At 45.7% G+C, this 11,917-nt stretch carries 9 protein-coding genes and 9 tRNA genes; 9 read left to right on the top strand and 9 right to left on the bottom strand.

Translation table 11 applies throughout. The annotated features are described in order from the left end of the window. Positions 1-3: 3 nt before the first annotated feature. The 9 genes from C8D85_RS00370 to C8D85_RS00410 are packed head-to-tail and all read right to left on the bottom strand — an operon-like array spanning position 4 to position 10,333. A complete protein-coding gene (locus C8D85_RS00370) occupies positions 4-762 on the bottom strand; it encodes a ParA family protein (RefSeq protein ID WP_133559391.1) in 759 nt (252 codons plus the stop codon). Continuing rightward, positions 762-1,025: a hypothetical protein gene (locus C8D85_RS00375; RefSeq protein ID WP_133559392.1), complete on the bottom strand. Its 264-nt coding sequence runs from the start codon at positions 1,023-1,025 to the stop codon at positions 762-764. Before C8D85_RS00375 ends, C8D85_RS00370 begins: the two co-directional genes overlap by 1 nt. Continuing rightward, positions 1,016-3,841, bottom strand: a complete 2,826-nt coding sequence (locus tag C8D85_RS00380) for a chemotaxis protein CheA (RefSeq protein ID WP_133559393.1) — start codon at positions 3,839-3,841, stop codon at positions 1,016-1,018. The genes C8D85_RS00375 and C8D85_RS00380 overlap by 10 nt, the downstream gene beginning before the upstream one ends. Next, on the bottom strand, positions 3,838-4,209 hold the full coding sequence (locus tag C8D85_RS00385) for a response regulator (protein ID WP_133559394.1): 372 nt from the start codon (positions 4,207-4,209) through the stop codon (positions 3,838-3,840). Before C8D85_RS00385 ends, C8D85_RS00380 begins: the two co-directional genes overlap by 4 nt. A 12-nt stretch (positions 4,210-4,221) precedes the next feature. Beyond that, entirely contained in the window at positions 4,222-5,076 is an 855-nt protein-coding gene (locus tag C8D85_RS00390; RefSeq protein WP_133559395.1) for a CheR family methyltransferase, read from the bottom strand. A 3-nt stretch (positions 5,077-5,079) separates the two neighbouring features. After that, on the bottom strand, positions 5,080-5,700 hold the full coding sequence (locus tag C8D85_RS00395) for a HEAT repeat domain-containing protein (RefSeq protein WP_133559396.1): 621 nt from the start codon (positions 5,698-5,700) through the stop codon (positions 5,080-5,082). Positions 5,701-5,712: 12 nt separating this feature from the next. Beyond that, positions 5,713-6,831: a chemotaxis-specific protein-glutamate methyltransferase CheB gene (cheB, locus tag C8D85_RS00400; RefSeq protein WP_133559397.1), complete on the bottom strand. Its 1,119-nt coding sequence runs from the start codon at positions 6,829-6,831 to the stop codon at positions 5,713-5,715. Positions 6,832-6,837: 6 nt separating this feature from the next. Then, a complete protein-coding gene (locus C8D85_RS00405) occupies positions 6,838-8,388 on the bottom strand; it encodes a chemotaxis protein CheW (protein ID WP_133559398.1) in 1,551 nt (516 codons plus the stop codon). Positions 8,389-8,422: 34 nt separating this feature from the next. Continuing rightward, positions 8,423-10,333, bottom strand: coding sequence for a methyl-accepting chemotaxis protein (locus tag C8D85_RS00410; protein ID WP_133559399.1), 1,911 nt, complete (start codon positions 10,331-10,333; stop codon positions 8,423-8,425). A 361-nt stretch (positions 10,334-10,694) separates the two neighbouring features. Here C8D85_RS00410 and C8D85_RS00415 point away from each other — a divergent pair. The 9 genes from C8D85_RS00415 to C8D85_RS00455 all read left to right on the top strand — a co-directional run bounded on the left by C8D85_RS00415 (position 10,695) and on the right by C8D85_RS00455 (position 11,564). Beyond that, positions 10,695-10,771 (top strand) — tRNA-Pro (locus C8D85_RS00415). 12 nt (positions 10,772-10,783) lie between these two features. Continuing rightward, positions 10,784-10,859: transfer RNA gene (locus tag C8D85_RS00420), tRNA-Thr, on the top strand. Positions 10,860-10,895: 36 nt separating this feature from the next. Then, positions 10,896-10,971 (top strand) — tRNA-Thr (locus tag C8D85_RS00425). 21 nt (positions 10,972-10,992) lie between these two features. After that, positions 10,993-11,068 (top strand) — tRNA-Thr (locus tag C8D85_RS00430). 26 nt (positions 11,069-11,094) lie between these two features. After that, positions 11,095-11,170: transfer RNA gene (locus C8D85_RS00435), tRNA-Thr, on the top strand. A 27-nt stretch (positions 11,171-11,197) separates the two neighbouring features. Next, positions 11,198-11,273 (top strand) — tRNA-Thr (locus tag C8D85_RS00440). Positions 11,274-11,289: 16 nt separating this feature from the next. Beyond that, a tRNA-Val gene (locus C8D85_RS00445) sits at positions 11,290-11,365 on the top strand. Between the two features lie 36 nt (positions 11,366-11,401). Further along, positions 11,402-11,478 (top strand) — tRNA-Asp (locus tag C8D85_RS00450). Between the two features lie 10 nt (positions 11,479-11,488). Further along, positions 11,489-11,564: transfer RNA gene (locus tag C8D85_RS00455), tRNA-Val, on the top strand. Positions 11,565-11,917 lie beyond the last annotated feature (353 nt).

Consider the following 11,917-nt stretch of genomic DNA (forward strand, 5'->3'; position numbering starts at 1 on the left):
CTCCTAATGAATCACTAAATCTAGATCATGAGCGAGCATGTGATAATCCATCGCTCCACGGCAGTTGGGAGAATAATCTTGGATCGGTGATCCTTGTTCGAATGCTTCAGCCAACCGTATATTTGTTCTGATTCCTCTTAACAGTTTGTGCGATCCAAACCGATTTGACAGTGTGTTTATTACACGATTTTGTAATCTAATGTGACGGTCTTCCATCACAGGTAACAGTCCCATGAGCTTTAGTGTCGGATTGTGTTTGGTCGCGATATCTTTGAACAACTCGCTAAGTTGCATGATGCCGTTCAAGGATAATGCGTGAGGAATAAAGGGAATTAACACCCATTGCGAACAGACTAAAGCGGATAACAGGGCATTACTGAGGGAAGGGGGAGTGTCGATGACAACCAGATCAAAATCGTATTGAGGTAGACCGCGTAACAACTCTCGCAATCTTGTAATGTCCGCAGTCAAATCTGACTCGTTAAAATTCAAGTCTGCTGGCAGTACACTCAACTGCTCAAAATCAGTTGCTAATATATGTGGCTCAATGACCGAATTAGCCCTACTCAGTATCGAATGAATCCCCAGTTGAGGGCTCGTCAGGTACTTTGTGCCCAGTAAACCAAGGGTAGCGTGACCTTGCGAGTCTAAATCTATCACGAGCACTTTCTTGCCCTGTAGAGCCCATTGTCTGGCTAAGTTAACTACGGTGGTGGATTTCCCCATACCTCCTTTGCGATTGCATACCGTGATCACGTTCATTAAGTCGTCTCCGTCTCCGCTGACATCACTGTTGCGATTGACTCACGCCAGAATATTTCAAATTCAGGATCTTCTGGCGTAACAGACACTGTAGGCTGCTGACACATGATGATTTGAATCAGTGCTGTGTGAATATGCGTGGACTGTTTCAAATTGATTTTGCCTTTGGGATGTTCACTAAACCATTGCAGTAAGTCATCGCCTTCTTCAATGCCGCAAACGCCATCGAATACGGCTACGTTGGTTTTGTAGGTTATTGGCATGATAGCAACTCCTTAATGTTGAGGATCAGTAATACTCGACCATCGCCTAATAGTGCGGATCCTGAATAGTAGTTGTATTGAGACATCAATCCCGCAAGCGGTTTTTGGACAATGTCGATTCCTTCATGGAACTGGTCAATTTTCAGCGCGATGTCTTCTCCATTGAGGCTCATGATGAGAAGTGGCACTTCCTCTTCGTACTCCGTTTCGGGCATAGACAATAAAGAGTGCAGGGACAAAACAGGAATGACTTTATCCCGTAAGACAATGGCTTCTCCCTGCTTGATGCGCAGTAAGCGATCGTGAGGCACTTTTACTGTCTCAACAATATTTTCCATGGAGATACCAAAGCATTGATGCTGTACCTCCACCATCATGACGCGACTCACAGCCATGGTAAGTGGTAAGAATAGACGAATGGTGGTGCCTTTACCCAATTCACTATCGATGGTGACCTTGCCACCAGCCTGTTGCACCAAGCCATTGACAACGTCCATACCGACCCCACGACCGGATAAGTCGGACACTTGCTCTGCCGTAGAGAAGCCAGGCGCGAAGATCAGGTACAGTGCTTCTTGGTCGGTGATGGATTCAAGTTTTTGTTCATTGATGATGCCTTTGCGATACGCACTTTGCTTAAGCTTTTCAGGGTCCATTCCGCGGCCATCGTCTACTACCTCAATAATGACTTGATCGTCTTTCGGTATGGCCCTTAAGTAAAGCGTACCTTGAGCAGACTTGCCTTGGTCAACGCGTTCTTGCTCCGTTTCAAAACCATGGTCTAAGCTATTGCGAACCAAGTGAATCAATGGGTCGGCCAGATTTTCAACCACGTTCTTATCCGCTTCTGATTCTTCCCCTTCTAAAATTAGGCGCACATCCTTATTCAATTTGCGTGACAAATCTCTGACAAGGCGCGGAAAGCGTTGAAAGATCGTTGACACTGGTACCATGCGGATTTGCATCATTGTGCTTTGCATGGACTCTGCTAGGCGGTTAATCACGGCGTATTGGCTTTTAATCTCTTTAGCTAAGGCTCTGACTTGGTAGTCATCTTCTGCCTTTTTAGCGAGATAGGGGAGGCTGTTCTTAGCGACTACTAATTCCCCCACCAAATCCATCAAAAGATCGATACGGTGCTGGTCGACCTTTAAAACCTGTGGTTTTTGGTTGTGACTCGGTTCATGTGTGGTATTACTTGAAGCCGGTTTGGTTGCAGGTGTTATGGGTGTGTCCGCATCGTTAGAAAGAGCATGAGGTGTCACAACAGCTGTACTATCTGTCGCTTCCTCTTGATCAGGTGCTTGGCGAAGCTGCTGCTCTTGTCTAACGAGGGATGCGATATCCATTTCATCCCCTTCATCGCTACTATTTTCATCGGTCATTGAAACACTATTAACGCATTTGTCTTCAGTAACGGCGGTGACTTGAGTCTGATCTGCATGATTTAATTCAAGTACATTTTGAATCAGTGATATCAACCCGATAGTAGAACTGCTTTCTAGGCATTCGTGAACGACAGCCCCTAAGTTAGAAGGTGTAAGTGCATCACCTAAGATTCGCTCTATTACCAATTGAGCCGATGCGACTCTGCCTTCAATATCTGATTCGGTACTGAATTCAAGCATCTGCATTTGGGTGGCGAGGAGAGTTCTTTGAGCATCACTTAATGCATGGCAGGAAGCTTCTTCCGGTGCGTTCTCTGTGTCATGTTCACTGCTGTTTGCTTCGGATAAGGTTACCGTTTCAGAAATCTGTTCGTCGTAATCATATTCGAATGCGCCGTTTTCTAAAGCATTAAGTAGTGCGCTCATAAGCGTCGGTTCAGCTGCGTCTTTCTCGGCGAGCGCTTTGATCCATTGCAAGCAACTAACCTGATAAAAGTCAGGGTTGGCTAACTCAATAACAGGTTGCAGTAAGTTAGGAATGGCATGCCAAGTCTGGTTTTTAATGTGCTCTGACAATGGCGCTAGGACATCTTGGAACAAACTTTGATCATCGCTCCATTCTCCGCTTGGGAATACTAGCCAAGGCAATTCAATGTCTAAGATCTTGGTATCGTCTTCTACATATTTGAAGTGATCTAAAAGGGATTCGATGTCCGCACAAGAGATCAGATCGAAGCTAAGGTTGCATGCATAAGGATCGAGCTCTGTTATGGCTGGCCAAGGTGCAATAGAGGCTATTTGGGTAACCACACAATCTGGAGTCAAACGAACAGTATGGATCGGATCATCACCAGTGAAGAAACAGTCTGTCTGAGGTGTGTAATGAATATAGGTTGCCAGATCGTGCTGAGTGAAAATACGCAATCGAGTTGCTATGGGAAGTGTCTCTAGCACATGCTTGAGGTCTTCTCGGCTATGATCGCTTGCTTGATTTTCACTTTGATGGCTTGTTGTACCGACTGAATCAAGTGTGTCACCGGCCTCTTTGGGAATGATGGCCAACAACTCAGACATGTGTGGCGCTCCTTGTTGCTCAGCGTCACTACCTAATTCCCCAAGTTCTTCGAGTTCGTCAATCCAAACTGTTATTTGGTCCATTGCGTTGAGTAACACGTCAATGTGTTCCGAGCTGAGGCTTAAATCTCCTGCTCTGGCCAAATCAAGGATGTCTTCTGCCACATGCATCAAGCGTGTGAAAGGGCCAATATCAAAGAGTCCTGATGATCCTTTAATCGTGTGCATCGCTCTGAATAAGTTTTGCATGATACTGGCATCATCTGGTGACTGCTCCAATGCAAGGAAACATTGGCTGGCTTCTTCTAAGTTGTCGCGTGACTCGGAAATAAAGGATTCCAGCATTGGATTCATTGTACACCTCCTGTTAGAAGCTCTGCGTAGGTTTGTAAGGCCTCAATTCGAACGGGCTTCACTAAATAGAAATTGGCTCCTGCTGCGTAAGCTTTATCTTGGTCCTGCTCAGTTTCTTCGGTACTAATCATGATGGCAGGGGTGGCACGTACGTCAGGTGTTTTCCTCACTTCTTCAATAAAAGTGTAGCCATCCATCTTTGGCATATTGATATCTACTAGAAGCAAATCAAAACTTTCTTGATTAATGCGTTCTAGTGCTTCAAGTCCATTGCCAGCTTCCTCTACCTGATAGCCTATGCTCTCCATCAATTGACGGTGATACATTCGAACAGTTGTGGCGTCGTCAACGATTAATATTTTTTTCATGACTAACGTCTCCTATGCAATCGGCTTTTGGTAGGCCAGCGCTTCTTTGAACTTGCGTACCTTGAATAATGAAGAGATTCGACTCATAGACTCTGAATGGCCAAGGAAGATAAAACCACCTGGTGCTAGAGCGTCATAGAGTGCTTCAGCAGCGTTTCTGCGCGACACATCATCAAAATAGATCAGTACATTTCGACAAAATATTAGGTCAATGTCGCGATACTTTTGCATGTCTTTTTGTTCATTTAGGTTTACTTTTGAAAAATGAACGCAGCTACGTAAATCGTCTGTTGCTTGGTAAAGACCGTGTTCTGTTTTGGTAAAGTATTTTTTCTTTAAGCTTGGCCCTAAATTTTGCACCGAGCGCTCGTTGAATATTCCGGCTTTTGCTTTTTCCAAAACAGAGGAATCTATGTCTGATGACATTAACTCGATGTCAACGCGCTCTATAGAAGGCCAGCGCTCCATCAAATAAATGGCAATGGAATAAGGTTCTTCGCCAGTGCTCGAAGGAATTGACCATATTTTTAATTCCTTCTTCTGCTGAGTCGTGACGATTTCATCGAGTAACTCTTCTACCATGCAGTCAAATTGGTGGGCTTCTCTAAAGAAGTAAGTCTCATTGACTGTCATAATGTTGATCAATTCTTGCAATTCCGCCCCTGAGGCTTGGAAACGCATGGCAGTGAAATAGTCTCTGAAGGAATGCGCCCCCGTTTTTTTAACGCGGTCAACCAAGCGCTTATCGACGAAGTAGCGTTTACTGTCTTCGAAGCGAATCCCTGTTTTGCGATAAAAAAAGTCACGAAAGCGCTCGAACTCCGCATTAGTGATTTTAATATCTAGATCTTTGTTAGTAAGGGTCATGAACTACTCCTCAGTTAAGCGTTTAACTGCAAGGTTCACTACAAATTCGATATATGGCTCACCTGGAAAGCGTGCTTTAACAGCGCTGATTGCAGGTAGCATTTCTGGTGTGCCGATCTCTGTCAGCCGGTCAATGGCAGTAGCAACAACGTTAATGTGCTTATCGTGTAAAATCACATCAATCAGCCAGTTAGGTGAATCAGGGTGAGCAAGGGTTTGCAATATATCGATGGCAAAAATTCTTACATCAGAGTCATGGTCATGAAGTAGGTCTTTGATGTATTCGCCAATCTCTTCTGGCATGCCCTGAAGAATTTCAATGACGCCATTTCTAAGGGCTGCATTTTCTGAACGCAAGAAGGGTAGTAATCCCTCTAGCACTCGGTGACCGCCAATACATTGCAAACTCACCAAGATAGCCCCTTTGACGCGGATGCTTTTCTCTCGTGCAAGTGCGTTCAATAGGGCGGGTGTTGCGACAGAATACTCGCCAAGGGCACGAGCCGCTAAACGCCGTTCATCTGTGTCTTGGCTGTCCAACAACGTAAGCCATTCTTGTAAACCGCGAACAGCTGGCGCGGTGTTTGGGTTGCTGGCAATCGCCGATGCTTTTTTCAGAACCATGAGTCATGTCTCCTAGGCTGTACGCATTACCCATTTCACTAATTGATTAGCGACTTTGTGGGAGGGCAAGACGCAGCTCGCACCATTCTTTTTTATTAATTCTTGGGGCATACCAAATACCACAGCAGTCTCTTCAGACTCTGCAATGGTTAGTGCACCTTGTTGTTTCAGGTGAGCCATTTCTTGTGCGCCATCGTTACCCATGCCTGTAAGCTGGACACATACAATGCGCTTTGCTTGTGTAGCTTTGCCTGCCGACTCCACCATCCTCGACACGCTGGGGTGCCATAGATGGTTCTCTGAACTGGGCGCTGGTTGAGCGACTAACTTACCGTTACGGCGCTGAATCAAAATGTCTGCATCACCTCTGGCAATGTACACTTTGCCGGGCTCCAAAGACGTCATTCTTTCAACATGCTCCACTTGAATGCTTACGAGCCCATTTAAGCGTTTAGCAAGGTTATGAGTGAAGGTGGCTGGCATATGTTGAGCAATCACCACTGGCGCCTTGAAATTTGCGGGTAGGCCTCTGAGTAATTCCTCCAGTGTGCTCGGGCCACCTGTTGAGACACCGACGACGATTAGGTCAATGTCTGCGGAAGGTTCTATGTTGATCACCTTCTCTTGCACTGCGGTTCGAGCCTCTTGCACCGGTCTAACAGTGTGTTGTCTTGAGCGTCGCTCTGCTGTTTTTGTATTGGGTGCGGTTGGTTCACTAACGGTTCTAGGGCGTTTTACTCGCGCTCTCAAAGCAATGCGAATTTTGCTAAGGAGATCAGGGAACGCTTCATTGATGTTTAACGAAACCGTGCCTCCTGGTTTGCAAACATAGTCGACTGCACCCAGCTGAATCGCTTCAATGGTCGACATGGCTCCACGTTTGGTTAAAGAGGAGAGCATGACGGTAGGGCAGGGATTGCGTTCCATTATATGGCTTAGGCAAGTTAGCCCGTCCATTACCGGCATGTTGATATCCAAAGTGATCGCGTCAGGCTGGAAGTGCTGAACCTTTTCCAGACACTCCTCGCCGTTACGAGCAATTTCTACACGATAGCCCTGTTGGCGTAAAAACTCACCGATGTGCTTACGCATGAGGGCTGAATCGTCTACTACAAGTATCAGCTCATTCATGAATAATTACCCTAATTGATCAGCAACGATAGTTTGCTCATTGGCGCTTAGTAGTTCTCTTGCAGACAGAATCTGAATAATTCGGTTACGTTGAGAGAGATTGACTACCTTGCCGAGCATACGATTTTGGTCGTCAGATAGTGGAGGAGCATCTTCTATTTGACGTTTTGAAAGACGCAGTACTTCAGCAACAGAGTCCACCACGAAGCCCGTTTTTACAGAATCGATAGTGACCACCAAAATGCGTTGTCGATCACTTGCTTCTATACGATTCATGTCAAAACGTGTACGCATATCGACGACCGGTAAAATCGTTCCTCTAAGGTTCACCATGCCATCAATAAAGCTGGCGGTTTTAGGTACCTTGTCGAGTTTTTCTGGGACGCGTGTAATTTCTTGAACATCTTCGATACTGATACCGTATTCCTGATCGGCAAGTTTAAACACCACCATTTGCTCGTTATCACTATCAAGGTCTAGATCATTATCTTGTTGTTGCTCCATGGTCTGATCCTCTTGATGGGCTTCGTCAAACGCTTTCTGAACGCTAGGGTATTGCAGCAAGCTGCTAGGCTTTAGCACTGACACCAGCCGTTTTCCATTGTCTAAACGACAAATTTTTTCAATGTCGTCGCTGTTAAACGTGTTAAGTAATTTCGGTACTTCTCCTTGCTCATTTGGAGAAACTCGCAACACTTCTTTAACACCGTCAACAACTAAACCAACACAGCTGCTTTGCGAAGGTTTCTCGTTGAGATCCACCACCAGAATGCGATGGTCTTCATTGGCTTCACCTTCATACATGCCAAACAAGGAGCGCAAACTGATCAGAGGTAGCACGCGACCGCGAAGATTGATCAGTCCAAGCACATGGGAATCCACATGAGGAACCTGTGAAATATCATCGGGGAGGCGTACGATTTCCTGAACAGACCCTAAGTGAAAAGCGTATTCTTGTTCATCAACGTTGAAGCTGACGAGCATATCGACGTCTTCATCCGCTTCCTCTTCTTCAATAGTTATTGATGTTGTGGAGCCATCAGCCATGCTATTTGATTGGACTGCATCAGAAATGATGTTCTGAAATTGGGTTTCTACGCACTGTTTTGGTAACAGAATTTGTATAAAGCCCTGATCGTCACCACCATTGATCACACCCTGTAATAGTTCGGCATTGATACTGCTTTTGATGCCTTGAGCGTCTTGTATATCACTTTCAGTGACATCAATGACGCGTGATACACGGTCAACCATAAGCCCAATGTTGGTGCCGACATTGACGACCAATATGCGCGAGCTTTCAGTTTGTTCAACACTGTTAAAAGATAAAATGGTACGTAAGTCCAATACCGGTAAAACGTGTCCCCTTAAGTTAGCCAACCCAAGTAATGAGGAGGAGGTAAGAGGCACATCCACCATACTTGGGATGCGAATAATCTCGACAACATCGGTCATTGGGAATGCATAACGCTCTTTGCCAATGAAAAATGTCACGTACTGGTTTAATGATTCTTCGAACTCTTCGTGATTGAGTTCCGCTACCATGGCATTGGTCATAAGAATCTCCTATACATTCGTATAAATGAATCGCTTAGACGTTTTGCAATTCGTCAGCAACGGAAGCAATCTCTTCGATTGACATGGACAGTTCTTCGGTACTACGAGACTGCTGCTGGGCCGCAGTGGCACACTCTTCTGCTGCTGTGCTCGCTTGTTCCGCTGCCGCTGCAATCTGTTCCATACCTTTAACGGCTTGGCTAACTGCAGAGGAAATCTCTATCGCGGTTCGCTCTACTTGAGTACTGTTATCTCGCACTGAAATGATATCTTGCTCGATCTTATTAAGGTCTTGGGTGGACTGAGCAGCTTTATCTACTTCGCGTTTGGCACTTTCTGATGTTTCGGTTAGGTCGATGCGCACACGCACAGTTTGATCGCGAATGGCTTTGACCAAATCTTTAATTTGGTCGACGTTCTCGGCAGCTTCGTCAGCTAAGTTTTGAATGTCGCCAGAAACCACTGCAAAGCCTTTACCGTATTCACCCGCACGAGCTGCTTCTACAGCACCATTGACTGCCAACATACTGGTTTTGATGGAAACAGTTGTGATGGTGTCGATGACTTTATCAATGGCGCTGACCATTTGCTCCATTGATGTGATCGCATCAACGTTGCTGCGAGCTGCTTCTAATGATGTGCTGATTCCTGTGATCATTTCATCAACACTAGTTTTGTTAGTGGTGAGTAATTCTTGGATCTTCGATACCAGTTCAAGGGTATTTTTGGAGCGTGTGGAAGCAAGTTCTGAGCCCGTCTCAAGTTGTTTCAAAGCTGCAGCAGATTCTTCTGCAGCTGCCGCCGCTGTTTCGGCACCGCGGCTGATTTCTGAAATCGCAGCACTAATTTCGCTGGCTGCTCTGTTGATTTCTTCTATAGAGCTGGAAAGCTCTTCTGATGCAGAAGCTACGTCTTCTGCACTTTTACTGATATCAGAACTGTTTTTGAGGTCATCAGCGACACTTTCTAAATCTTGTGAGGATTCTTCTGCGGCTGTTAAAGCAATGCCTTGCTGTTCAATGGTTTTTACGACTTGTTCTGCTGCGGCGGATTGCTCTTCTGCTGCCGAGGCGATTTCTTCTGAACCTTTTAAGATATCTCGGCTGGCGGCAAACATCTGATCTGCACTCCCAAGAAGCTCATCGGATGAGGCGCTAATATCACTGATATCAATGAGGATTTGTTGTAATTGAGAAGTGACCATGCGACCTTTTTCAACTTCCTCAAGAGCTGTCGTCGCTGATTCTTGAACTGAGTCACTCACTTGACGAGACTGTTGCTGGATGCGTTCGATTTGAGCTGCAATATCAAGCGCGCTTTTTTCAGACACTTCTGCAAGGGATCTAACTGTGTCTGCTACCACCGCAAACCCTTTACCGTGTTGACCCGCTCGACCAGCTTCGATAGCGGCGTTAAGAGCAAGAAGGTTGGTTTGATCCGCGATGCGAGTGACTTGTTTCACTGTTTCGCCGATGTTGCTTGCGAGTTGTTCTAGTTCAGACATCATGGCAACCGAAGCTGTTTGCTTGTCACTGGCGGTACCGATGTTGTCGACAAGGTTTGAAATCTCATTAGAAACATGTTCGATGAGAGTTTGTAGAACATCTGATCGTTCTTTTGATTCGGTAATGACTTCTTGTTGAGTTTTTAGAGATTGGTTAACTTGGTTAATGGCTGCCAAGCTTTCTTGGCAAGAGCTGCTGCTTTGTTCTGCGCCAGCAGCAATACTTGCCGAAGCTTTGGACAATTGCTCTCGTGCGCTACTGGCTTCGGTGATGGCGCTGGCCAGTTCAGCAGTTGAGGAGGCTATCCGTTCAGCAGCTTGCTGTTGCTTAGCAACAGTTCTTGCTTGTTTACGTTGGGCTTCTGCGCGCTTTGCCGAAGCAGCTGCGTTATCAGTGAGGGATGACGAAGGGGCTGCAACAGTGGACTTTTTTAGGGCCATAACTCAATCTCCAAACACATTAGTCTCTAGTTCCGCAGTGAAGAGTGCTGAACTGCATTAGTCGTTTAAAGATAGAGAAATTTATTCCAGGTAATAGTGGAGTCCTGTTGAGAGACTGTGATCAATTTGTGAACAGTTGGTATCTGATTGTAAATTGATCAAAGACGTTAAGTCGGTGAGATTCTGATAGAGCATTTTCAGGAGGGGGGCGAGGTTTTCCTTATATATAAATAAGTTAGCGGGAAGGTATGTTTTTTGAGCAAGAAAAATAAACTGAAAAAAATCTAAAAAAAATCTTTCCTTTTGAATTCGTTATAGTAATATACGCACCCGCTGACAGGGGCAGCGCTCTGGTTAGCAACGGGGCGTAGCGCAGCCTGGTAGCGCACTAGCATGGGGTGCTAGTGGTCGCAGGTTCAAATCCTGCCGTCCCGACCAAAAATTAGAAATGCCGCTATAGCTCAGTTGGTAGAGCACCTGACTTGTAATCAGGGGGTCCCGAGTTCGACTCTTGGTGGCGGCACCATCTAAAGTTTGGTTGTACAATTCGTTAAGCGTTTAAGCCGCTATAGCTCAGTTGGTAGAGCACCTGACTTGTAATCAGGGGGTCCCGAGTTCGACTCTTGGTGGCGGCACCACTTAAACACTTCTCGATATATGCCGCTATAGCTCAGTTGGTAGAGCACCTGACTTGTAATCAGGGGGTCCCGAGTTCGACTCTTGGTGGCGGCACCATTTACAATTTGAAGCGTTTCTTTTGCGCCGCTATAGCTCAGTTGGTAGAGCACCTGACTTGTAATCAGGGGGTCCCGAGTTCGACTCTTGGTGGCGGCACCATCCTAATGATGTAGCAAAAGATTATATGCCGCTATAGCTCAGTTGGTAGAGCACCTGACTTGTAATCAGGGGGTCCCGAGTTCGACTCTTGGTGGCGGCACCATCACTTCATGTTAAATGGGTGTGTAGCTCAGTTGGGAGAGCGTCGCCCTTACAAGGCGAATGTCGGGAGTTCGAACCTCTCCACACCCACCACTTATAAGTCAGTGGTTAAAAAACTTATGACAATATGGAGCGGTAGTTCAGTTGGTTAGAATACCTGCCTGTCACGCAGGGGGTCGCGGGTTCGAGTCCCGTCCGTTCCGCCATCTCTATGATGGGTGTGTAGCTCAGTTGGGAGAGCGTCGCCCTTACAAGGCGAATGTCGGGAGTTCGAACCTCTCCACACCCACCACTTATAGTCCATATTGATTCCTATGATCACATCAAACTAGTTATTCTCTCGTAGCTAATTCTCTTTTTTATTTAGTAAACCACTTCTTCATCCCTGTCTTATATATCTCGTCTGGTGCGTTATCTCCTTTCTTCTAAGACTCCTACACTAAACAATTCAAGTTAAAGTTCACTAATCAGTTAGCAAGATGGGAAGCGCTGTAAGTAAAATCTATTTTATTCGTTAGACGCACGATTTAGAGTTTTTAGAAATATGCCATTTCAGTATTTAGAAGTGAAAGCTATCAATTCATTCAATTTAACAGAATAGGCAAGAATTAAACTCATATTGACTACCTGGTGGAGCTGATACAG

It is taken from the genome of Marinomonas communis (genome assembly GCF_004363305.1).
Lineage (GTDB): Bacteria > Pseudomonadota > Gammaproteobacteria > Pseudomonadales > Marinomonadaceae > Marinomonas > Marinomonas communis.